Source organism: Streptomyces sp. QH1-20, from assembly GCF_041283565.1.
Lineage (GTDB): Bacteria > Actinomycetota > Actinomycetes > Streptomycetales > Streptomycetaceae > Streptomyces > Streptomyces syringius.
The window spans coordinates 2744589-2767648 of the sequence record NZ_CP166299.1 but is presented as its reverse complement, the minus strand read 5'-3'; the positions used below and the strand labels follow the sequence as shown (position 1 = coordinate 2767648).

Below are 23060 nucleotides of genomic sequence, written 5' to 3'. Positions count from 1 at the left end.
GGGGCTACTCCGCTTCGAGCCAGCCCTCGTACTCCTCGGCGAGCGCGCGCAGCGCGGCGGGGTCCAGGGCGCCACGTGGATCGTCGACGACGACGATCCACTGGGCGTCCTCGGCGTCGTCCTCCCCGGCGAGGGCGTCACGCACGACCTGGGGCTCCTCCGTCAGACCGAACCGCTGCACGGTCTCGACGGCCACCTCCTCGGCGGCGTCGCGGTCGGGGAGCACCAGCAGGTGCCGGACGGGATCGGAGGCTTGGAAAGAGATGGGAGTGCTGCTCACCCGCCCATTGTGCGTCATATCCGGTCCGCCGCACGGGGAGCGTGTCAGTGGCGCGTGGGATGCTGGACGCGATGGCCAGGAAGACTGCAACCGACGACCCGCTCGCTCCCCTCACGATCGCCGTGGGCCAGGAGGATCTGCTCCTCGACCGCGCGGTGCGGGAGGTGGTGACGGCGGCCCGCGCCGCCGACGCGGACACCGATGTGCGCGACCTCATGCCCGACGCGCTCCAGCCCGGCACGCTCGCCCAGCTGACCAGCCCGTCGCTGTTCGCCGAGCGCAAGGTCGTGATCGTGCGCAACGCCCACGACCTGTCGGCGGACACGATCAAGGACGTGAAGAATTACTTCGGCTCGCCCGCCGAGGAGATCACCCTGGTCCTCCTGCACGCCGGTGGCGCCAAGGGCAAGGGCCTGCTGGACGCGGCGCGCAAGGCGGGGGCCCGGGAGGTCGCCTGCCCGAAGATGACCAAGCCGGCGGACCGGCTGGCGTTCGTCCGCTCGGAGTTCCGGGCGACGGGCCGCTCCGCGACGCCGGAGGCCTGCCAGTCCCTGGTGGACGCGATCGGCAGCGATCTGCGTGAGCTGGCGAGCGCCTGCGCGCAGCTCGTCGCCGATATCGAGGGCACCATCGACGAGGCCGTCGTCGCCCGCTACTACACGGGCCGGGCCGAGGCCTCCAGCTTCACCGTCGCCGACCGGGCCGTGGAGGGCCGGGCGGCCGAGGCGCTGGAGGCGCTGCGCTGGGCGATGTCGACCGGCGTCGCCCCGGTGCTGATCACGAGCGCGCTCGCGCAGGGTGTGCGGTCGATCGGCAAGCTGGCCTCCGCCCCGCGCGGTGCCCGCCCCGCCGATCTGGCCCGTGAGCTGGGCATGCCGCCGTGGAAGATCGACCGGGTGCGGCAGCAGATGCGCGGCTGGTCGGCGGACGGCGTCGCGGCGGCCCTGACCGCCGTCGCCGAGGCCGACGCGGGCGTCAAGGGCGGCGGAGACGATCCGGAGTACGCGCTGGAGAAGGCCGTCGTGGCCGTCGCCAGGGCGGCCCGCAGCCGTTCGTAAAGGGGCCTGCGGGCGTAGGGGGTGCGGGTCTGCGGCCCGGCATGCCGCCCTACGTGTCCCGTCGTCACCCCGTTCGCCCCGGTCGGCGCCCGCCCCGGCCGGGGCACGGCATCCCCCGAACGGCCCCCACGCCGCCCCGAACGGCCGAAGGCCCCGTGCCGCCCTGGGGAAGGGCAGGCACGGGGCCTTCGATATCGAGCCGTCGAGCCGTGAGGCTCAGTGCGCCGCACCCGCGTGGCGAACGCAGGCCGCGTGCGGCGCGCATCGCAGCCTGGCTGCGATGGGGTGCCGGGACGGCGCGGTAGAGAGGGTCCGCGGAGTCCGTACCGACGGGGTGGGGCTCACGCCCCGGAGTTGCTTCAGGCCTTGAGGGCAGCAGCCTGCTTGGCCAGCGCCGACTTCTTGTTGGCGGCGGCGTTCTTGTGCAGGACACCCTTGCTGGCGGCCTTGTCGAGCTTCTTGCCGGCCGCGGCAACCGCGGCGGTGGCCTTCTCGACGTCGCCGGCGAGCAGGGCCTCACGGGCCGCGCGGACAGCGGTCTTGACCGAGGACTTGACGGCCTTGTTGCGCAGGCGCGCCTTCTCGTTGGTCTTGTTCCGCTTGATCTGGGACTTGATGTTCGCCACGAAAGAGCCTTTTCAGCTTCGTCGGATTTCGATGAGCACCCCGGCCCGAGAGGGCACGAGGCACAGTGGACCAGGCTACCAGCAGCCACGACGGGCTCCCAAACCGGACCGAGGTCGCCGGTCATGGGACGATGGGGGGACGTATAAACCGCGACTCCCGCCGAGACCGCGTTCAAACGCCGAAGTCACCGAATGGACCTTGCGTGCCCGCGACCCCTACCAACGTGCCGGAGCCGAGCCGTACCGACCCGGCTCTGATCCGTAACTTCTGCATCATCGCGCACATCGACCATGGCAAGTCGACGCTCGCCGACCGGATGCTCCAGCTGACCGGTGTGGTCGACTCGCGGCAGATGCGCGCACAGTATCTCGACCGGATGGACATCGAGCGCGAGCGCGGCATCACGATCAAGTCCCAGGCGGTCCGTCTGCCCTGGGCGCCCACCGAGGGCGAGGACACGGGCCAGACCCACATCCTCAACATGATCGACACGCCGGGCCACGTGGACTTCACCTACGAGGTCTCGCGTTCGCTCGCCGCCTGCGAGGGCTGCATCCTCCTCGTGGACGCGGCCCAGGGCATCGAGGCCCAGACCCTCGCCAACCTGTACCTGGCGATGGAGAACGACCTCACGATCATCCCGGTCCTCAACAAGATCGACCTGCCGGCCGCGCAGCCCGAGAAGTTCGCCGCCGAGCTGGCGCACCTGATCGGCTGCGACCCCTCCGACGTGCTGAAGGTCTCCGCGAAGACCGGCGTCGGCGTCGACGAGCTGCTCAACGAGGTCGTCAAGCAGGTCCCGCCCCCGGTCGGCGTCAAGGATGCCCCGGCCCGCGCGATGATCTTCGACTCGGTCTATGACTCCTACCGCGGCGTGGTCACCTACGTCAGGGTCGTGGACGGCGAGCTGAAGAAGCGCGAGCGCATCAAGATGATGTCGACCGGCGCCACCCACGAGCTGCTGGAGATCGGTGTCTCCTCGCCCGAGATGACGGCCTCCGACGGCCTCGGCGTCGGCGAGGTGGGTTACATCATCACCGGTGTGAAGGACGTCCGGCAGTCCAAGGTCGGTGACACGATCACCTCCCTGCACAACGGCGCCACCGAGGCCCTGGGCGGCTACAAGGACCCCAAGCCGATGGTGTTCTCGGGCCTGTACCCGCTGGACGGCTCGGACTACCCCGAGCTCCGCGAGGCCCTGGACAAGCTCCAGCTCAACGACGCCGCGCTCGTCTACGAGCCGGAGACCTCGGCCGCCCTCGGCTTCGGCTTCCGCGTCGGCTTCCTCGGCCTGCTGCACCTGGACGTGATCCGCGAGCGGCTGGAGCGGGAGTTCGGCCTGGACCTCATCGCGACCGCGCCCAACGTGGTCTACCGGGTCAACATGGAGGACGGCACCGAGCACATCGTCACCAACCCGAGCGAGTTCCCCGAGGGGAAGATCGCCGAGGTGCACGAGCCGGTGGTGAAGTCCACCATCCTCGCGCCCAATGAGTTCGTCGGCGCGATCATGGAGCTCTGTCAGTCCCGCCGCGGCTCGCTGCTGGGCATGGACTACCTCTCCGAGGACCGGGTCGAGCTGCGCTACACCCTGCCGCTCGCCGAGATCGTCTTCGACTTCTTCGACCAGCTGAAGTCCAAGACCCGCGGTTACGCCTCCCTCGACTACGAGCCCACCGGCGAGCAGCAGGCCAGCCTGGTCAAGGTCGACATCCTGCTGCACGGCGACAAGGTGGACGCGTTCTCCGCGATCACGCACAAGGACAAGGCGTACGCGTACGGCGTGCGGCTCGTCGCCAAGCTGCGCGAGCTCATCCCGCGGCAGAACTTCGAGGTGCCGATCCAGGCCGCCATCGGCTCGCGGGTCATCGCCCGTGAGACGGTCCGCGCGATCCGCAAGGACGTCCTCGCCAAGTGCTACGGCGGCGACATCTCCCGTAAGCGCAAGCTGCTGGAGAAGCAGAAGGAAGGCAAGAAGCGGATGAAGATGGTCGGCAGCGTGGAGGTCCCGCAGGAGGCCTTCATCGCGGTGCTGTCCTCGGACTCCGACGGCGGGGAGAAGGGCAAGAAGTAGTCCCCGCGTGAACGGTAAGTAGCCGCGGCGGCTTCCGTCGCCCGGCCGGAAGGCGCCCGCCCCCTGGAGGGGACGGGCGCCTTTTCGTGCGCCCGCGCCCCGGTACGGACCGGAATCCGCGCCCGATTCGGACCGGAAAAAGGCTGCTCCGGAGTGGTGTGTGCATATGACACTTACCACTGTGGTCACAGCTTGAACCCGTCGTCCGCAGCCCCTTACGTGGTGGCGACGCGGGCTCTACTCTGATCACAGTTTGGAAGGTTACTCACGAGTCACCACAGCGAAGTGCGGGCCCCCGGAGGATGCCGTGACCGAGACACAGACCTTGATCGAGAGCCGGCCGCCCTCCGTGGCGACCCTTTTCCTCGACCGTGTCGGGGCGACCCCGGACGCGGAGGCGTACCGCTACCCGGTGCCCGCCGCCTCCGGCGAGGGTCCCGACAGCTGGGCCTCGCTCACCTGGGGCGGCGCGGCCGAGCGGGTCTTCGCCATCGCCGCCGGTCTCCTCGCCCTCGGGGTGCGCCCCGAGGAGCGGGTCGCGCTCGCCTGCTCCACCCGGGTCGAGTGGATCCTCGCGGACCTCGGCGTGCTCTGCGCCGGCACCGCGACCACCACGATCTACCCCAGCACCAACGTCGACGAGACGGCCTTCATCCTCTCCGACTCGGAGAGCCGGGTGCTCATCGCCGAGGACGCCGCACAGCTCGCCAAGGCCCGGCAGCGGCGGACCGAGCTGCCCGGCCTCGCCCATGTCGTCGTGATCAACGCCGAGGACGCCGTCCCCGCCGACGGTGACCCCGAGGGCTGGGTGCTCTCCCTGGCGGAGCTGGAGCGGCGTGGCGCCGAGCATCTGCGCAAGCACCCCGACGCCGTGCGGGACAGCGTCGGCGCCCTCCGCGCCGACCAGCTCGCCACCCTCATCTACACCTCCGGCACCACCGGCCGCCCCAAGGGCGTACGGCTGCCGCACGACTGCTGGTCGTACATGGCCCGGGCGATCCAGGCCACCGACCTGGTGCTTCCCGACGATGTGCAGTACCTGTGGCTGCCGCTCGCGCACGTCTTCGGCAAGGTGCTGACCGCCGGCCAGATCAGCGTCGGACACGTCACCGCCGTGGACGGCCGGGTCGACAAGATCATCGAGAATCTGCCGATCGTCCGGCCCACCTACATGGCCGCCGTGCCGCGCGTCTTCGAGAAGGTCTACAACGGCGTCGCGGCCAAGGCCCGCGCGGGCGGCGGTGCCAAGTACAAGATCTTCCAGTGGGCCGCGGAGATCGCCCGCGAGTACGCCAAGGTCTCGCAGGACAATTTCCGCCGCACCGGGAGCAAGACCGCCCCCTTCGGGCTCACTGCCAAGCACAAGGTCGCCGACGCCCTCGTCTACTCCAAGATCCGTGAGGCGTTCGGCGGGCGGATGCGCGCCTGCGTCTCCGGCGCGTCCGCCCTCGCCCCCGACATCGGTTACTTCTTCGCCGGCGCCGGCATCCACATCCTGGAGGGCTACGGCCTCACCGAGACCAGCGCCGCCAGCTTCGTCAACCCCGGTGAGGCCTACCGCACCGGCACGGTCGGCAAGCCGCTGCCCGGCACGGAGGTCCGCATCGCCGACGACGGCGAGATCCTGCTGCGCGGCCCCGGCGTCATGGAGGGCTACCACGGCCAGCCCGAGAAGACGGCGGAGGTGCTGGAGTCCGACGGCTGGTTCCACACCGGCGACATCGGCGAGCTGTCCCCGGACGGCTTCCTGAGGATCACCGACCGGAAGAAGGACCTGATCAAGACCTCGGGCGGCAAGTACGTCGCACCGGCCGAGGTGGAGGGTCAGTTCAAGGCCGTGTGCCCCTTCGTCTCCAACATCCTGGTCTACGGGGCGGACCGGAACTTCTGCACCGCCCTCATCGCGCTCGACGAGCCGACGCTGATGTCCTGGGCCGCCGAGCACGGCCTGGAGGGCAAGTCCTACGCCGAGGTGGTCGCCACCAAGGAGGCCGAGGAGCTGATCGACGGCTATGTGCGACGGCTGAACGAGGGCCTGCAGCGCTGGCAGACGATCAAGAAGTTCCGGCTGCTGCCGCGTGATCTGGACGTCGAGCACGGTGAGCTGACACCGAGCCTCAAGCTCAAGCGGCCGGTGGTGGAGCGGGAGTACAAGGCCCTGATCGAGGAGATGTACGAGGGGGCCAGGGAGGGCTGACGAGGAGGCCCGCCCTCGCCGCGGGCGGGCCCACCGGCGGCATGCCGGACAATGGACGCATGCCTTCCGTACTGCCTGATGGTGAGCCCATGCCCGAGGACGGGGCACTGCCCCGGCACGCCCTGGAGGGCGCGGGAGCACGGCCCCTCGGGTTCTATCTGCACGTGCCGTACTGCGCGACACGCTGCGGGTACTGCGACTTCAACACCTACACCGCCAGTGAGCTGCGCGGCTCCGGCGGCGCGCTGGCCTCCCGGGACAACTACGCCGACACCGTCGCGGAGGAGATCCGGCTCGCGCGGAAGGTACTGGGCGACGACCCCCGCCCCGTGGAGACCGTCTTCGTCGGCGGCGGCACCCCGACCCTGCTGCCCGCCGCCGACCTCGTACGGATGCTGGCCGCGATCCGCGACGAGTTCGGCTTCGCCGAGGGCGCGGAGATCACCACCGAGGCCAACCCGGACTCCGTCGACCCGCGCTATCTGGCGGAGCTGCGCGAGGGCGGCTTCAACCGCGTCTCCTTCGGCATGCAGAGCGCCCGTCCGCACGTCCTGCAGATCCTGGACCGCACGCACACCCCGGGCCGCCCGGAGGCATGCGTCGCCGAGGCCCGGGCGGCCGGCTTCGAGCACGTCAACCTGGACCTGATCTACGGCACGCCGGGGGAGTCCGACGACGACTGGCGTGCCTCGCTGTCCGCCGCGATCGGCGCGGGCCCCGACCACGTCTCGGCCTACGCCCTGATCGTCGAGGAGGGCACCCAGCTCGCCCGGCGCATCCGCCGCGGCGAGGTCCCGATGACCGACGACGACGTCCACGCCGACCGCTATCTCATCGCCGAGGAGATGCTCACCGCCGCCGGCTTCGGCTGGTACGAGGTCTCGAACTGGGCCACCACCGAGGCCGGCCGCTGCCGCCACAACGAGCTGTACTGGCGCGGCGCCGACTGGTGGGGCGCGGGCCCCGGGGCGCACTCGCACGTGGGGGGCGTGCGGTGGTGGAACGTCAAGCACCCCGGCGCGTACGCGCAGGCGCTGGCCGAGGGACGCTCGCCGGGCGCGGGCCGCGAGATCCTGCCGGAGGAGGACCAGCGGGTCGAGCGGATCCTTCTGGAGCTGCGGCTGCTGGAGGGGTGTCCGCTGTCACTGCTGAAGCCGGCCGGAGCGGCGGCGGCCGCGCGCGCCTTGGCGGACGGCCTGCTCCAGGCGGGTCCGTACGAGGAGGGGCGCGCGGTGCTGACGCTACGGGGGCGGCTGCTGGCGGACGCGGTGGTGCGGGATCTGGTGGACTGAGGTCCCGGGGCTCCGCCCCGGACCCCGGTCCTCAATCGCCGGACGGGCTGAGAGTTCTCAGGGCGCCGTCACGAAGTCGATCAGTTCTTCCACCCGGCCCAGAAGGGCCGGCTCCAGGTCCTTGTACGAACGCACCGACCCCAGGATCCGCTGCCAAGCGGCCCCCGTGTTCTCCGGCCAGCCCAGGGCCCGGCAGACGCCCGTCTTCCAGTCCTCGCCGCGCGGCACGCGCGGCCACGCCGCGATGCCCACCGAGGACGGCTTCACCGCCTCCCACACATCGATGTACGGGTGGCCGACGACCAGCACGTCCGCGCCCGTGACCTGCGCCGCGATCCGCGACTCCTTGGAGCCCGGCACGAGGTGGTCGACCAGGACGCCCAGGCGCGCGTCCGGGGCGGGGGCGAAGGAGCGGACGATGGCGGGGAGGTCGTCGATGCCCTCCAGGTACTCCACGACCACGCCCTCGATGCGCAGGTCGTCGCCCCACACCCGCTCCACGAGCTCCGCGTCGTGCCGCCCCTCGACGTAGATGCGCCCGGCCCGGGCCACCCGCGCCCGCGCCCCGGGCACGGCCACCGAGCCCGAGGCGGTCCGCCGGGGTGCGCGGGGACTCAGGGGGCCCGGGCGTACGAGCGTGACGACCCGGCCCTCCAGGAGGAAGCCGCGCGGCTCCATCGGGAAGACCCGGTGCTTGCCGAAGCGGTCCTCCAGGGTGACCGTCGGGCCCTGCGCCGTCTTCTCACAGCGGACCACGGCCCCGCAGAAGCCCGTGGTGACCTCCTCGACCACGAGGTCGGGTTCGGCCGGGACCTCGGGAGCGGGGGTGGTCTTCTTCCATGGAGGGGTCAGATCGGGGCCGTACTGTCTGCTGCGCATGGAGCCGTTCCGGTCGGGGGTTCCGGGGTCCGGGGTGCCCGGAAGCGCGCGACCTCTGCCGCGCACCAGCCCGACCATAGGAAAAAGCGCGCTACCGGCGTTACGACACGCCGAAACGCAGCGCGAGCGCGTCCCGCTGCGCACGGACAAACCCGGCATCCACCACCGCGCCGTGCCCCGGCACGTAGATCGCGTCCTCGCCGCCGAGCGCCAGCAGCGCGTCCAGCGCCGCGGGCCACTGCTCGGGCAGCGCGTCCGTGCCCGCCTGCGGTTCACCGGACTCCTCGACCAGATCCCCGCAGAAGACGACCTCGGGAGCGCCACCGGAGTCCGTGACCAGCACCGCCAGGTCGTGCGCCGTGTGCCCGGGCCCCACGTCGGCGAGCAGCGCCCGACGGCCGCCGCCCAGGTCCAGGGTCAGCTCGCCGGAGACGAGATGGTGCGGGCGGACGAGCAGATCGGCCGCCTCCTCGGCGGCATCGGCGTCCACCCCCTGCCGCACCGCGCTCGTGCGCACCTCTTCCCCGTCGCGCAGCGCCGTGTCGATGCCCATCGCCCCGTACACCTGCACACCCGAGAAGGCGGCGGTGCCCAGCACATGATCGAAGTGCGCGTGCGTGAGAGCGATATGCGTCACGCGGCGGCCGAAGAGTTCCTCGACCTCCCGACGGATCTCCGCGCCCTCCCGCAGGGACGAGCCGGTGTCCACGAGCAGGACCCCGTCAGGCCCGGCGACGGCCCCGATCGTGCAGTCCCAGACCGGCATCCTGCGGCGCGCGATCCCCGGCGCGAGCAGCTCCCAGCGCTCCCGCGCGCCCCGTTGCCCATGATTTTCCATACCGAGACGCTAGCCGGAGCACGGTACGGTTTGCCCGCCAGGGAGGCGCGCGGCGGGACGGCCCTTGCCCTGGCCGTAGTACCCGGCCGTACACTGGCGGGAGGGATTTGGCACTCGTGACCTTCGAGTGCCAGGGACGACCCCGTGAGACGGCTGGACAGGGAGGTGCGCGCGGTGCTGAGCGAACGAAGGCTCGAGGTGTTGCGCGCCATCGTCCAGGACTACGTGGGCACCGAGGAGCCCGTCGGCTCCAAGGCCCTCACCGAGCGGCACCGGCTGGGCGTGTCCCCGGCCACCGTGCGCAACGACATGGCCGCGCTGGAGGACGAGGGCTTCATCGCCCAGCCCCACACGAGCGCGGGCCGCATCCCGACCGACAAGGGCTACCGCCTTTTCGTCGACAAGCTGGCCGGCGTCAAGCCGCTGTCCTCGCCCGAGCGGCGCGCGATCCAGAACTTCCTGGACGGCGCCGTCGACCTGGACGATGTCGTGGCGCGCACGGTCCGGCTGCTGGCGCAGCTGACCCGTCAGGTCGCCGTGGTGCAGTACCCGTCGCTGACCCGCTCGACAGTGCGGCATGTGGAATTGCTCTCACTCGCCCCGGCCCGTGTGATGCTCGTGCTGATCACGGACACCGGCCGCGTCGAGCAGCGCATGGTCGACTGCCCGGCGCCGATCGGCGAGACCTCGCTCGCGGACCTGCGGGCACGGCTCAACAGCCGGGTCGTGGGGCGGCGGTTCGCGGATGTGCCGCAGCTGGTGCAGGACCTTCCCGAGTCCTTCGAGCAGGACGACCGAGGAACCGTTTCTACGGTGCTCGCGACCCTGCTGGAGACCCTGGTCGAGGAGACCGAGGAACGGCTGATGATCGGCGGCACCGCCAATCTCACCCGTTTCGGGCATGACTTCCCACTGACGATCCGGCCCGTGCTGGAGGCGTTGGAGGAGCAGGTCGTGCTGCTCAAGCTCCTGGGTGAGGCCAAGGACTCGGGCATGACCGTTCGTATCGGTCATGAGAACGCTCACGAGGGACTGACCTCCACATCGGTCGTGGCCGTCGGATACGGTTCGGGCGACGAGGCAGTCGCCAAACTCGGCGTGGTCGGACCGACCCGCATGGACTACCCCGGAACGATGGGAGCGGTACGCGCAGTGGCACGTTACGTCGGACAGATCCTGGCGGAGTCGTAAGTGGCCACGGACTACTACGCGGTCCTGGGCGTACGGCGTGATGCCTCGCAGGACGAGATCAAGAAGGCCTTCCGTCGACTCGCCCGCGAGTTGCACCCGGATGTGAACCCGGACCCGAAGACCCAGGAGCGGTTCAAGGAGATCAACGCCGCTTACGAGGTGCTCTCCGACCCGCAGAAGAAGCAGGTCTACGACCTCGGTGGCGACCCGCTGTCCTCCTCGGGCGGCGGCGGTGGCGCGGGTGGCTTCGGCGCGGGCTTCGGCAACTTCTCCGACATCATGGACGCCTTCTTCGGGCAGGCCTCGCAGCGCGGCCCCCGGTCGCGCACGCGGCGCGGCCAGGACGCCATGATCCGGCTCGAAGTGACCCTCGACGAGGCGGCCTTCGGGACGACCAAGGAGATCCAGGTCGACACGGCCGTCGTCTGCACCACGTGCAGCGGCGAGGGCGCGGCCCCCGGCACGTCCGCCCAGACCTGTGACATGTGCCGCGGTCGCGGCGAGGTCTCGCAGGTCACGCGGTCCTTCCTCGGCCAGGTCATGACCTCCCGGCCGTGCCCGCAGTGCCAGGGCTTCGGCACCGTGGTGCCGACCCCGTGCCCGGAGTGCGCCGGCGACGGCCGCGTCCGGTCGCGGCGGACCCTCACCGTGAAGATCCCCGCCGGTGTCGACAACGGCACCCGCATCCAGCTCGCGGGCGAGGGCGAGGTCGGCCCCGGCGGCGGCCCGGCCGGTGATCTGTACGTGGAGATCCACGAGATCCCGCACACCACGTTCCAGCGGCGCGGCGACGATCTGCACTGCACGGTCACCATCCCGATGACGGCCGCGGCCCTCGGCACGAAGGTGCCGCTGGAGACGCTGGACGGCATCGAGGAGATCGACATCCGGCCCGGTACCCAGTCCGGCCAGTCGATCCCGCTGCACCAGCGCGGTGTCACGCACCTGCGCGGCGGCGGTCGCGGCGACCTCGTCGTGCACGTCGAGGTGACCACCCCCTCCAAGCTCGACCCGCAGCAGGAGGACCTGCTGCGACAGCTCGCGAAGCTGCGCGGCGAGGAGCGGCCCATGGGCGAGTTCAAGCCGGGGCAGCAGGGGCTGTTCTCGCGGTTGAAGGACGCGTTCAACGGGCGCTGACAAACGCTGCTCAGTCGTTTGAACGTCGGGCCGGGGCATTCGCCCCGGCCCGACGCGCGTTTCCGGGGCCCGGCGTCAACGCCCGTTCCCCGTAGCCCAGTACGCGGTGTGGACGGCCGCGGCCGATGGGCGCCCACCCGTACGGGTGGAGTCGGGCGGTGCGGCCCCCGGCACGGGCTCCGGCACGGGCTCCGGCACGGGCTCCGCGGCCAGGTTCGATTCGGCGCCGTGCGCGGGGCGTGACACGATGTGGTCATGGCTTTTGAATCCAGGGGGGCCTCGGCGCTGACGGGCCTGTTCCGGTATCCGATCGTGCAGGCCCCCATGGCGGGCGGCACCTCGTGTCCGTCGCTCGTCGCGGCCGTGTCCGGGGCCGGTGGCCTCGGATTCCTCGCCGCCGGGTACAAGACGCCGACGGCGATGCGCGACGAGATCGCGGCGACGCGCGCCCTGACCGACCGCCCCTTCGGTGTGAACCTCTTCATGCCGCAGCCGCCCGTGGCCGACCCGGCCGCCGTGGACGCGTACGGGCAGCGCCTCGCGGGCGAGGCCGCCCGGTACGGGGCGCCGCTCGGCGATCCGGACCTGAGCCGCGACGACGCGTACGAGGCGAAGCTCGCGATCCTCCTGGAGGATCCCGTCGCGGTCGTCTCCTTCCACTTCGGCTGCCCGGCCCCCGAGGTCCTCGCGGCACTCGCCGAGGCCGGCACGCTGACCGTGGTGTCGGCCACCTCCGCCGCCGAGGCGCTGGCCGCGCAGCGGGCGGGCGCCGACGCGGTCTGCGTCCAGGGCGTCGAGGCCGGCGGTCACCAGGGCACCCACCACGACGACGCGGACGCGGACGGGACGGGCGTCGGACTGCTCACCCTCCTCGCGGAGGTCCGCGACGCGGTGACCGTCCCGCTGATCGCGGCGGGCGGCCTGATGCGCGGCGATCAGATCGCGGCGGTCCTCGCGGCGGGCGCGTCGGCGGCGCAGCTCGGCACGGCGTTCCTGGTCTGCCCGGAGTCGGGCGCCCATGACCTGCACAAGCGGGCCATGACCGATCCGCTGTTCACCCGCACCGAACTGACCCGGGCCTTCTCCGGCCGCCCCGCGCGCGGTCTGGTGAACCGTTTCATCCGCGAGCACGGCCCGTCCGCCCCGGCCGCGTACCCGCAGGTGCACCATCTGACGTCCGGTCTGCGCAAGGCCGCCGCGCAGGCGGGCGACCCGCAGGCCATGGCCCTGTGGGCGGGCCAGGGTCACCGCCTGGCGCGGGAGCTTCCGGCGGGGCGGCTGGTGGAGGTCCTGGCCGCCGAACTGGACGCGGCACGGGTGGCGTTGACGCGAGGCAGTGAACTGCGAGGGAGCGAGACATGACAGCACCGGTCTTCCTGGTCGAGGAGGACGCCCTGACGGGCGTTTTCCCCGGTACGGTCTTCCCCCTCGACGGCCCGGAGGGGCGGCACGCGGTCTCTGTCCGCCGGCTGCGGGTGGGCGAGGAGATCGTCCTGACGGACGGCGCGGGCACGGGCGCGTTCGGCACCGTGGCCGCCGTCGAGGGCAAGGACCGCCTCGATGTGGCGGTCACCTCGGTCCGCGCCGAGCCCCTGCCCCAGCCTCACATCACGGTCGTCCAGGCCTTGCCCAAGGGCGACCGGGGCGAGTTGGCGGTCGAGACCATGACCGAGACGGGCGTCGACGGGATTGCCCCGTGGTCGGCGTCCCGGTGCGTCACGCAGTGGAAGGGCGAGCGCGGGCTGAAGGCGCTCGGCAAGTGGCGCGCGACGGCCCGCGAGGCCGGAAAGCAGTCGCGCCGCCTCAGATTCCCGCCGGTGTCCGACCTTCTGACGACGAAGCAGGTCTCGACCCTGCTCGCGGACGCGGCGTTCGCGGCGGTCCTCCACGAGGAGGGCAGCAGCGCCCCGCTGGCCACCGCCTCGCTCCCGCAGACGGGCAATATCGTCCTGGTCGTCGGCCCGGAGGGCGGCGTCTCCCCGGAGGAGCTGGCCGCCTTCGCCGAGGCGGGCGCGAAGCCGTACCGGCTGGGCCCGAGCGTGCTGCGCACGTCGACGGCGGGCACGGCGGCCACGGCACTGCTGCTGGGCCGGACGGGCCGCTGGTCCTGAAGATCGTTCTCCAGCGCCGCACAGCCGTTCACCGGCTGCGCGGCGCTCGGCGTATCCCGACGGGACCCCACGGAACCCGATGGGCTCCGGCGGCCGGGTCCGGCCTCGCCGGGCGGCCCGATATGACCGAAAGTCGATCACCGTCCTGCCCCGGTCTCGCCCGGAACCCGTCCGGCCGGGATGCTTGCGGCCATGGCACAGCTCAGCTCCCGGGATTACGAGCGCATGCTCGACCTTGTCGTCGCGGTCCTCGAGAACGACGATCCGGACGCGTTATGGCATCTGGTCGCCGGCCACCTCCACGAGGCCTTCGGCTGCGACACGGTGCTGTTCGCGGGGGTCGATCTGGCGGAGCGGGCCGGGCGGGCCGAGGGGTGGGCGCCCGAGCGGATCGGTCATACGGTGGAAGACCTCATCGCACGGCGCATCCGCCAGCACCATCCGCTGCTTCCCTATCTCAGGGCGGGTGAGCGGCAGCCGGTGACCATGAGTCAGCTCTGCGAGCGGTGGCGCCACTCCCAGTGGCGCAGCGAAGCGCTGCGCGACTTCGGCACGACGCACCAACTGGGGCTGCCGATGCCCGGCCAGGCGAACGTGCTGCGCACGGTCTCCCTCGGGCGCAAGGGGGAGTTCACCGAGGGGGAGCTCGCCTTCGCCGCTCGGATCCAGCCACTGCTCGGCAGCGTCGACAGCCATGTGCGGGAGCTGCGCCGACTGCGCGAGGCCGCAGGCCGGGTGCCCGGGGTCGCGGGCGCCGGCAGGCACGGGCTGACTCCTCGTGAGTTCACCGTCCTCGGGCTCCTCGCGGAAGGGCTCACGGCCGATGTGATCGGCCGTCGGCTGACCATCTCCCCGCACACGGTCAACCGGCACCTGGAGAAGATCTACCGCAAGCTCGGCACCAACAACCGCGTCTCCACGGTATCGCTGGCGAGGCGGACCGGGCTCGTGGCGTGAGTAGGAAGTTCTTCCTATGGCGACGGGCCGGGGGCGTGGCCATGCTCGGAAGGCAGAGGGAGCCGACGTCGGCCGCGGGGGAATCGGCGTCGACCGGGGCCCGGCTGCCGGGCCCCGGGGCAGGACGGCCGCCGGTCGGCCACGGGTCGGCCTGACGCGTTCTTCCGCGCCGCCCGCCCGAGTGGGAACCTCCCTCTATGAGGGCATTGAGGCGACTGCGGGGTCGGCGGGTGCTGTCCGCGGCGGGTGCCGCGGCGTTGACGGGCACGGCGGTCGTGGCGCTCGCCGCCTGTCAGCCCTCCGACGCGCTCGACACGGCGACCGTCTCCGTCGCCACCGATCAGCTGGCCACCCGGCAGCTGGAGCGGGAGCACATCCCCGTGCGCTGGCTGACCTGCACCGGGAAGGCGGAGTCCGACGGCAGCACGGACAAGGACGGCAAGCGCAAGGTGACGGCCGTGGGCGTGGACTGCCAGGGCAGGACCGACAAGGACAAGAAGATCATCGCCTTCGGCAGGGTCACCGGCATCAACGGCCACGCGTGCGTCACGGGCTCACTGACCGTGAAGGTCGACGGGAGGACCGTCTTCTCGGGCGGCGTCCTCGGCGACTGCGGGCAGGCCGGCGGCGGCCAGGGCAAGCCCCCGCCGCCCCCGTCCCCGACGTGCACCGACAAGAAGGGCGACGGCGGGCACGGCGATCACCACGGCGGCGGCCAGGGTGGCAAGCACGGCGGGAACGAGGGCTCCCCGCAGGGGAAGTAGGGCCCGGGAAGTCGGGGGCGGCGATGCCGGCCCGCCGACGTCGGCACGTCCGCGTGCGGCCCGGGGCCGTCGCCGTCCGAGGGCGGCCCGGTAGCATCCGGACCGTACGAGCCGACGACCCGGGAGGAGCCCACCGGTGGCGGGAGAACCGCAGGCCGATTGCCTGTTCTGCAAGATCGTGGCGGGGGAGGTGCCGGCGACCGTCGTACGGGAGTCCGAAACCGCCGTCGCGTTCCGTGACATCAACCCCCAGGCGCCCACCCACGTCCTGGTGATCCCCAAGGTGCACTACCCCGACGCCGCCTCCCTGGCGGCGGCCGAGCCGCAGATCGCCGCGGACATACTGCGCGAGGCCGGTGAGGTCGCGGCGCAGGAGGGTGTGGACGAGAAGGGCTTCCGCATCGTCTTCAACACCGGCGCCGGTGCCGGGCAGACCGTCTTCCACGCGCACGCCCACGTGCTGGGCGGCCGGGGCCTCAACTGGCCCCCCGGCTGACCGAAACACCCGCACCACACCGCACACACGAAAGCAGTCCCTTGTCCGTACGTGAACTCGTCGTCCTCGGCACCGCCAGCCAGGTGCCCACCCGGCACCGCAACCACAACGGCTACGTTCTGCTCTGGGACGGCGAGGGGCTGCTCTTCGACCCCGGTGAGGGCACCCAGCGGCAGATGCTGCGCGCCGGAGTGGCCGCGCACGACCTGAACCGGCTGTGCGTCACCCACTTCCACGGCGACCACTCCCTCGGCCTCGCCGGGGTGATCCAGCGGATCAACCTCGACCGGGTGCCGCACCCGGTCACCGCGCACTACCCCGCGAGCGGCCAGCGGTTCTTCGACCGGCTGCGGTACGCCACCGCCTACCGCGAGACGGTGAAGCTGAGCCAGGAGCCCGTCTCCGGGCCCGGCGGGGTGCTGGCCGCGGCCCCCTCGTACACGCTGGACGCGCGCAGGCTCTCGCACCCCGTCGAGTCCTACGGCTACCGCCTGGTGGAGCCCGACGGCCGGCGGATGCTGCCCGCGCTGCTGGCGGAGCGCGGGATCGGCGGGCCGGACGTGGGCCGGCTCCAGCGCGAGGGCGTGGTCGGCGGCGTGACGCTGGACGAGGTGAGCGAGGTACGGCCGGGTCAGCGGTTCGCGTTCGTCATGGACACCCGGCTGTGCGACGGGGTGTACGAGCTGGCCGAGGGCTGTGACCTGCTGGTCATCGAGTCCACCTTCCTCGACGAGGATGAGGGGCTCGCCGTCGAGCACGGCCATCTGACGGCCGGCCAGGCGGCCCGGGTCGCGGCGGAATCCGGTGTCCGGCATCTGGTGCTGACGCACTTCTCGCAGCGGTACGGCGACCCCACGGTCTTCGAGCAGCAGGCCCGGGCGGCGGGCTTCGAGGGCGAGCTGACGGTCGCCCGCGACCTGATGCGCGTGCCCGTGCCGAAGAGGCGGTGACCACCGCCCCCTCGGCCGCGGGGACCTACGGGAGGTAGTACATCGGGTTGGGGAGCTTGAAGGTGCGGTCGGCGTAGCCGCCCTTCAGGTCGCTGTACTGGTCGCCGAAGTTGGCGACGATGTCGTACCCCCGGGACTCGATGTGCTTCCGCGTGCCCGCCTTGTACTCCACCGTGGTGCAGGTGGCCCCGCAGGGCAGGTAGGCCGGCGGGTTCTTCTTGTTCTTCAGGAAGAAGTGCGCGGGGTCGGCGACGGGCTTGTAGCCGACGTTCTTGAGGTTGCGCGCGCTCCACTCGCGCTGGTGCTCGGCGCGTCCGGTGACGTAGAAGACCTCGATCCCCTTGGACTTCGCCCAGTTGACCAGCTTCGGCATGCCGAAGACCGGGGACATGTCGGTGGACTTCAGATAGGCGTCCTGCGACTCGGGTGTGAAGTGGAAGCCGACCTGGAGCTCGTAGTTGTACGACAGCAGGGTGGTGTCGTCCAGATCCAGGACGATGGCGGGCTTGGCCTTCTTCCCCTGGTGCTTCCCCTTGCCGTTCTTCACGACGCTCTCGAGGTGGGCCTTGGCCTTCTTCTCGATGTCCGCGACCTGCTTGGCGTAGTTGCTGTCGGGCGAGGCGTAGTGCTGGCCCGCCGCGTCGACCGTGTCGCCGTAGTACGCCTTGATCTTGTCGGTGACCTTGGTGAGGTTCGGGATCTCCTTGTCCGTGCGCGGCGCGGCGTGGTCGGCGGAGGCCGCGCCGGCCGCGAACAGACCGGCGCCGACGGCCACGGCCGCGGCGGCGGCCGCGATGCGGACGCGCTTCGAGGAGCGCTTGGGAGAGGAGGAGAGGGTCACGTGCGGGCTCCTGGGGAACAGGGAGGAGAGGCGGTCGAACAGTTGTCTACGCGCGCAGACCGGCGCCGTCAATCTACGCGCGGAGACCGGGCCCGACAGGGGCTGATGACGGCACGTCAGGCCCCTTCCGGCGGGCCGGGTCCGCTGCGCGTACGGTGTGGACTGACCAGTGATGAGAAGGGGACCCGCCATGGCGCAGGAAGTACGTGGAGTGATCGCACCCGGCAAGAACCAGCCGGTGCGGGTGGAGACGATCGTCGTGCCGGACCCGGGACCCGGCGAGGCCGTGGTGAAGGTCCAGGCGTGCGGTGTCTGCCACACCGATCTGCACTACAAGCAGGGCGGCATCAACGACGACTTCCCCTTCCTCCTCGGCCATGAGGCGGCGGGTGTCGTGGAGGCCGTCGGCGAGGGCGTGAGCGAGGTGGCCCCCGGCGACTTCGTCATCCTCAACTGGCGGGCCGTCTGCGGCCAGTGCCGGGCGTGTCTGCGCGGCCGCCCGCAGTACTGCTTCGCCACGCACAACGCCAAGCAGAAGATGACCCTGACCGACGGTACCGAGCTGTCGCCGGCGCTCGGCATCGGCGCGTTCGCCGAGAAGACGCTGGTCGCCGCCGGGCAGTGCACGAAGGTCGACCCCGCCGTCTCCCCGGCGGTCGCCGGGCTGCTCGGCTGCGGCGTCATGGCGGGCATCGGCGCGGCGATCAACACCGGCCAGGTCGGCCGTGGCGACTCCGTCGCCGTCATCGGCTGCGGTGGCGTGGGCGACGCGGCCATCGCGGGCTCCCGGCTGGCGGGGGCGGCCCGGATCATCGCCGTCGACATCGACGACCGCAAGCTCCAGACGGCCCTGACCATGGGCGCCACCCACACGGTCAACTCGCGCACCACGGACCCCGTCGAGGCGATCCGTGAACTGACCGGCGGCTTCGGCGCCGATGTCGTCATCGAGGCCGTCGGCCGCCCCGAGACGTACCAGCAGGCCTTCTACGCCCGCGACCTGGCCGGCACCGTCGTCCTGGTCGGCGTCCCCACCCCCGAGATGAAGCTGGAGCTGCCGCTGCTCGACATCTTCGGCCGCGGTGGCGCGCTGAAGTCCTCCTGGTACGGCGACTGCCTGCCCTCCCGCGACTTCCCGATGCTCGTCGACCTGCACCTTCAGGGGCGCCTGGACCTCGGCGCCTTCGTGACCGAGACGATCGGGCTGGGGGACGTGGAGAAGGCGTTCGAGCGGATGCACGAAGGGGATGTGCTGCGCTCGGTCGTCGTGTTCTGACCGTCGCCGTGCGGACCCACGGTGGTGTCCTCGGCGCCGGACGGGCTGCTGTGCCGTGTCCTCATACGCCGGACGGGCTGAATGAGCCCAGCCCGATCAAGCCCGTCCGGCGATTGAGGACGCGCCCGCAGGGCGCCCGCCGCCGCAGGCGGCAAGACGGCCCGCAGCCGGTAGGACGCCCCGCCGTCCGCAGGACACCCCGCAGGCGGCAAGACGGCCCGCAGCCGGTAGGGCGCCCCGCCGTCCGCAGGACGCCCCGCAGGCGGCAAGACGACCCGCGGTCGGCACGACAAACCGCGGTCGGCACGACAGCCGGCACCGACGGCCCGTAGCCGCCGACCCGCCGGACAGGGCTACGCCGGGCAGGCCCGGTCCAGGATGCGGGCCGCGACGGCCGGGGAGTCGACCAGGGGATGCAGGGCCATGGCTCGCAGCGCGGCCCCGTGGTTCTCACCCACGGCCGCGTCGATGGCAGCCCGTTCGACGGCCTTGAGCTGGAGCATCAGCCCCAGCTGGTCCTCACGTAGAGGGGCGCACGGCAGCGGCCGTGCGCCCTTCGCGCTCACCTCGCAGACCGTCTCGATGATCGCCCCGGGGTCCAGCGCCGGCACCGTCGTGCCGTTGCGGACGTTGAGGATCAGCCGGGTGCGCTCGTCCCGGGCGACCGCCCGCATCAGGGCCAGGGCCACCTGGTCGTAGCCGCCGCCGTCCAGGTCGCAGGAGTCGCGCTGCCAGCCGCCGCTGGCCGCCCGGCTCTCGGCCATGTATGTCTCCTCGCGGTGCAGCCGGGTCCGCTCCCACAGCGCGTACGCCCGCTCGGGCTCGGCCGCGGCCGCCGCGAAGAAGCCGCCCTGCTGCTGGTCGAGGAACTCGCCCCGGGTCTCCGGCGACTCCAGCACGGCGTGCAGGGTCTCGCGGCGGAAGTAGTAATAGTGCAGATATTCGTTCGGCAGCGAGCCGAGGGCCTGGAGCCACCGGGCACCGAAGAGCTTGCCCTCCTCGAAGGAGGACAGGGCCGCCTCGTCCGCCAGCAGCCCCGGCAGCAGGTCCCGGCCGTCGAGGGTCAACGTCCGCAGCCAGCCCAGGTGGTTGAGACCCACGTAGTCGAACCCGACCCGGTTCGGGTCGGCGCCCGCCGCCCGCGCGGCGCGCCGCACCAGCCCCACGGGTGAGTCGCAGATGCCGATGACCCGTTCACCCAGAACGGCCGACATCGCCTCGGTCACCATGCCCGCGGGATTGGTGAAGTTGATGACCCAGGCGTTCGGGGCGAGCGCCGCGACCCGCTCGGCGATGCGCAGCGCGACCGGGATCGTCCGCAGCCCGTAGAGCACGCCGCCCGCGCCGACGGTCTCCTGTCCCAACACGAGCTCGCCGAGCGGAATCCTTTCATCACGCACCCGCCCGGCGGTGCCGCCCACCCGGATCGCGGAGAAGACGAAGTCCGCCCCGCGCAAGGCGTCGTCCAGGTCCTCGACGGCCGTCACGACGGGGGCACCCGGGATGCCCTCCGCCTGCTCGGCCAGCACGTTCGCGATGACCTTGAGTCTCGCGGAGTCGGTGTCGTACAGCGTGAGTTCGGTGCAGCGTCCGGGAGCCTCGCGTCGCGCGTCGTCCAACAGGGCCCGGTGCACGAGAGGCACCCGGAAACCGCCACCGCCGAGAATCGTCAGCTTCATGGCCCGGAACGTATCGCAGCATCGGGCACACTGTCGGGACCCGCACCCCGTGAAGAGGAGCAGCGAGCGAGCATGACGATTTTCTCGCCTCATGCGGCACCGCAGACGGCACTGTCCGGCGAGCGTTCCGAGGTGTTCGAGGGCGCCGCGCCGGTCCTCGACCCGCTGGCCGAGGTCCGGGCGGAGGGCGATCCGGAGACGGACGTCTATCTGACCGGGACCGTCTTCCTCGACATCATCTTCACCGGTCTGGACTCGGCCCCCGTGCGCGGCACCGAGTCCTGGGCGCGTGGCATGGGCTCCAGCCCCGGCGGCATCGCCAATATGGCCACCGCCCTCGCCCGGCTGGGCCTGCGCACCTCGCTCGCCGCCGCCTTCGGCGACGACATGTACGGGGAGTACTGCTGGGAGGCCCTCTCCCGCGGCGAGGGCATCGACCTGGGGCTCTCCCGCACGGTCCCCGGCTGGCACTCCCCGGTCACGGTCTCGATGGCCTACGAGGGTGAGCGCACGATGGTCTCGCACGGTCACGAGGCCCCGCCGCCCGGTGAGGGCGGTGTGCCCGCCCCCGAGTGCCCGCCGCCCGCCCGCGCCTGTGTGGCGCTGCTGGTGCCCGGCCGGCAGGAGGAGTGGATCGGCACCGCGGCCCGGCGCGGCAGCCGGGTCTTCGCCGATGTGGGCTGGGACGAGACCGGCCGCTGGGACCCCTCGGATCTGGCCGATCTGGAGCACTGCGAGGCGTTCCTGCCCAATGCCGAGGAGGCCATGCGCTACACCCGGACGGACTGTCCGCGCGCCGCCGCCCGGGCACTGGCCGAGAAGGTGCCGCTCGCCGTCGTCACGATGGGGGAGCGGGGTGCCTTCGCGGTGGACAGCCGCACCGGGGAGAGCGCCGAGGTGCCGGCCATCGCCGTCGAGGCCCTCGACCCCACCGGTGCCGGGGACGTCTTCGTCGCGGGATTCGTGACCGGCACCCTGGCCGGCTGGCCGCTCGCGGACCGGCTGGCCTTCGCGGGCCTGACCGCCGCCCTGTCCGTACAGGAATTCGGAGGGTCACTCTCCGCGCCCGGCTGGGTGGAGATCGCCGCCTGGTGGCAGCACGTGCGGGCCTACGACGACTCCCCGTCCGCCCTGCGCCGCTACGCCTTCCTCGACGGCATCCTGCCCGCCGCCGCCCGCCCCTGGCCGCTGCGCCGGGCCGTACCCACGCTCGGATTCCGCCAGCCGTGACCTGCCGCCGGGGTTCCGCCTCCCCGGGCGTGCCGGGCCTGCCGTAAAACCCCTCGGGCCGACCGGCGCCCCGTCGTACCCTTGATATCCCAAGGATGTCCGGAGACATCGGGCGGATTTCGCTCTCTCCGGGCACGTCGGAACGCAGGAAAAGAGGGGATGAGCAGGCCCGAGTGGCCGGCCCATGACTCAGACACCCACACGACCGCAGGCGACAGCCCGGTTCACGGTCCCGGCCAAGCACCCCATGGTGACGGTCCTGGGCTCCGGGGACGCGCTCCTGCGCGTGATCGAGAAGGCCTTCCCCCACGTGGACATCCACGTCCGGGGCAATGAAGTCAGCGCCGCAGGGGAGCCGCGGGAAGTCGCCCTCGTGCAGCGCCTGTTCGACGAGATGATGCTGGTGCTCCGCACCGGACAGCCGATGACGGAGGACGCGGTGGAACGCTCGATCGCGATGCTGCGGGGCGAGGGCGACGGGGACGAGACCCCGGCCGAGGTCCTCACACAGAACATTCTCTCCAGCCGCGGTCGCACGATCCGGCCCAAGACGCTCAACCAGAAGCGCTACGTCGACGCCATCGACAAGCACACGGTCGTCTTCGGCATCGGCCCCGCCGGCACCGGCAAGACGTATCTGGCCATGGCCAAGGCGGTCCAGGCCCTGCAGTCCAAGCAGGTCAACCGGATCATCCTGACCCGGCCGGCCGTCGAGGCGGGCGAGCGGCTCGGCTTCCTGCCCGGCACGCTCTACGAGAAGATCGACCCGTATCTGCGGCCGCTCTACGACGCCCTGCACGACATGCTCGACCCCGACTCCATCCCCCGGCTGATGGCCGCCGGGACGATCGAGGTCGCGCCGCTGGCCTATATGCGCGGCCGGACGCTCAACGACGCCTTCATCATCCTCGACGAGGCGCAGAACACCAGCGCCGAGCAGATGAAGATGTTCCTCACCCGCCTCGGATTCGACTCCAAGATCGTCATCACCGGTGACGTCACCCAGATCGACCTCCCCGGCGGCACCAAGAGCGGGCTGCGGCAGGTCGTCGACATCCTGGAGGGCGTCGAGGATGTCCACTTCTCGCGGCTCACCAGCACGGACGTGGTCCGCCACAAGCTGGTCGGCCGTATTGTCGACGCGTACGAGCAGTTCGACGAGCGCAACGGAAAGTAAGTAATC

At 71.6% G+C, this 23060-nt stretch carries 21 protein-coding genes; 15 read left to right on the top strand and 6 right to left on the bottom strand.

The features are described 5' to 3' along the window. Window positions 1-4 precede the first annotated feature (4 nt). Window positions 5-280, bottom strand: coding sequence for a hypothetical protein (locus tag AB8O64_RS12465; RefSeq protein WP_242626027.1), 276 nt, complete (start codon window positions 278-280; stop codon window positions 5-7). A gap of 71 nt (window positions 281-351) precedes the next feature. On the opposite strand from AB8O64_RS12465, the gene holA reads away from it, so the two are divergent. Beyond that, window positions 352-1338, top strand: coding sequence for a DNA polymerase III subunit delta (holA, locus tag AB8O64_RS12460; protein WP_356456246.1), 987 nt, complete (start codon window positions 352-354; stop codon window positions 1336-1338). 359 nt (window positions 1339-1697) lie between these two features. On the opposite strand, the gene rpsT is transcribed toward holA, so the two are convergent. After that, window positions 1698-1964 (bottom strand): 30S ribosomal protein S20, encoded by a 267-nt coding sequence (gene rpsT, locus AB8O64_RS12455; RefSeq protein WP_087928167.1) that lies wholly within the window; start codon window positions 1962-1964, stop codon window positions 1698-1700. 203 nt (window positions 1965-2167) lie between these two features. Between rpsT and lepA the strand changes: the two genes are divergently transcribed. The 3 genes from lepA (at window position 2168) to hemW (ending at window position 7528) form a co-directional block, all read left to right on the top strand. Then, a complete protein-coding gene (gene lepA, locus AB8O64_RS12450) occupies window positions 2168-4039 on the top strand; it encodes a translation elongation factor 4 (protein ID WP_130877695.1) in 1872 nt (623 codons plus the stop codon). Window positions 4040-4346: 307 nt separating this feature from the next. Further along, window positions 4347-6236 carry a long-chain fatty acid--CoA ligase gene (locus AB8O64_RS12445; RefSeq protein WP_370419236.1) on the top strand — a complete coding sequence of 630 codons (1890 nt, stop codon included), beginning with the start codon at window positions 4347-4349 and terminating at the stop codon, window positions 6234-6236. Between the two features lie 59 nt (window positions 6237-6295). After that, window positions 6296-7528, top strand: coding sequence for a radical SAM family heme chaperone HemW (hemW, locus tag AB8O64_RS12440; RefSeq protein ID WP_356456241.1), 1233 nt, complete (start codon window positions 6296-6298; stop codon window positions 7526-7528). A 57-nt stretch (window positions 7529-7585) separates the two neighbouring features. On the opposite strand, the gene AB8O64_RS12435 is transcribed toward hemW, so the two are convergent. Beyond that, a complete protein-coding gene (locus AB8O64_RS12435) occupies window positions 7586-8407 on the bottom strand; it encodes a DUF3097 domain-containing protein (protein ID WP_370419233.1) in 822 nt (273 codons plus the stop codon). A 100-nt stretch (window positions 8408-8507) separates the two neighbouring features. Beyond that, window positions 8508-9245: an MBL fold metallo-hydrolase gene (locus AB8O64_RS12430; protein WP_370419231.1), complete on the bottom strand. Its 738-nt coding sequence runs from the start codon at window positions 9243-9245 to the stop codon at window positions 8508-8510. A 174-nt stretch (window positions 9246-9419) separates the two neighbouring features. On the opposite strand from AB8O64_RS12430, the gene hrcA reads away from it, so the two are divergent. The 8 genes from hrcA (at window position 9420) to AB8O64_RS12390 (ending at window position 16851) form a co-directional block, all read left to right on the top strand. Further along, complete coding sequence (gene hrcA / locus AB8O64_RS12425) at window positions 9420-10436, top strand: heat-inducible transcriptional repressor HrcA (RefSeq protein ID WP_184731049.1); 1017 nt, start codon at window positions 9420-9422, stop codon at window positions 10434-10436. Next, window positions 10437-11573: a molecular chaperone DnaJ gene (dnaJ, locus tag AB8O64_RS12420; RefSeq protein WP_370419229.1), complete on the top strand. Its 1137-nt coding sequence runs from the start codon at window positions 10437-10439 to the stop codon at window positions 11571-11573. It abuts the gene before it with no gap. 255 nt (window positions 11574-11828) lie between these two features. Then, on the top strand, window positions 11829-12935 hold the full coding sequence (locus AB8O64_RS12415) for a nitronate monooxygenase (protein WP_370419227.1): 1107 nt from the start codon (window positions 11829-11831) through the stop codon (window positions 12933-12935). Further along, on the top strand, window positions 12932-13684 hold the full coding sequence (locus AB8O64_RS12410; RefSeq protein WP_356456231.1) for a 16S rRNA (uracil(1498)-N(3))-methyltransferase: 753 nt from the start codon (window positions 12932-12934) through the stop codon (window positions 13682-13684). The genes AB8O64_RS12415 and AB8O64_RS12410 overlap by 4 nt, the downstream gene beginning before the upstream one ends. 192 nt (window positions 13685-13876) lie before the next feature. Continuing rightward, window positions 13877-14641 (top strand): response regulator transcription factor, encoded by a 765-nt coding sequence (locus AB8O64_RS12405; RefSeq protein ID WP_370419224.1) that lies wholly within the window; start codon window positions 13877-13879, stop codon window positions 14639-14641. Between the two features lie 197 nt (window positions 14642-14838). After that, the gene (locus AB8O64_RS12400; RefSeq protein WP_365370669.1) at window positions 14839-15405 is read left to right on the top strand and encodes a hypothetical protein; all 567 of its coding nucleotides are present in this window, start codon (window positions 14839-14841) and stop codon (window positions 15403-15405) included. A 136-nt stretch (window positions 15406-15541) separates the two neighbouring features. After that, window positions 15542-15901, top strand: coding sequence for a histidine triad nucleotide-binding protein (locus AB8O64_RS12395; protein WP_356456225.1), 360 nt, complete (start codon window positions 15542-15544; stop codon window positions 15899-15901). A gap of 41 nt (window positions 15902-15942) precedes the next feature. Beyond that, the gene (locus AB8O64_RS12390) at window positions 15943-16851 is read left to right on the top strand and encodes a ribonuclease Z (RefSeq protein ID WP_370419223.1); all 909 of its coding nucleotides are present in this window, start codon (window positions 15943-15945) and stop codon (window positions 16849-16851) included. A gap of 25 nt (window positions 16852-16876) precedes the next feature. Here the strand turns inward: AB8O64_RS12390 and AB8O64_RS12385 are convergent, their stop codons facing one another. Continuing rightward, window positions 16877-17692 carry an HAD family acid phosphatase gene (locus AB8O64_RS12385; RefSeq protein ID WP_370419222.1) on the bottom strand — a complete coding sequence of 272 codons (816 nt, stop codon included), beginning with the start codon at window positions 17690-17692 and terminating at the stop codon, window positions 16877-16879. A gap of 190 nt (window positions 17693-17882) precedes the next feature. Between AB8O64_RS12385 and AB8O64_RS12380 the strand changes: the two genes are divergently transcribed. Beyond that, the gene (locus AB8O64_RS12380; protein WP_370419221.1) at window positions 17883-18968 is read left to right on the top strand and encodes an S-(hydroxymethyl)mycothiol dehydrogenase; all 1086 of its coding nucleotides are present in this window, start codon (window positions 17883-17885) and stop codon (window positions 18966-18968) included. A 353-nt stretch (window positions 18969-19321) separates the two neighbouring features. On the opposite strand, the gene AB8O64_RS12375 is transcribed toward AB8O64_RS12380, so the two are convergent. Then, window positions 19322-20647, bottom strand: a complete 1326-nt coding sequence (locus AB8O64_RS12375) for a 6-phospho-beta-glucosidase (protein WP_365370673.1) — start codon at window positions 20645-20647, stop codon at window positions 19322-19324. A 72-nt stretch (window positions 20648-20719) separates the two neighbouring features. On the opposite strand from AB8O64_RS12375, the gene AB8O64_RS12370 reads away from it, so the two are divergent. Next, on the top strand, window positions 20720-21877 hold the full coding sequence (locus AB8O64_RS12370; protein WP_356458957.1) for a PfkB family carbohydrate kinase: 1158 nt from the start codon (window positions 20720-20722) through the stop codon (window positions 21875-21877). A 184-nt stretch (window positions 21878-22061) separates the two neighbouring features. Further along, complete coding sequence (locus AB8O64_RS12365) at window positions 22062-23054, top strand: PhoH family protein (protein ID WP_356458959.1); 993 nt, start codon at window positions 22062-22064, stop codon at window positions 23052-23054. The last annotated feature ends 6 nt before the right edge of the window (window positions 23055-23060 follow it).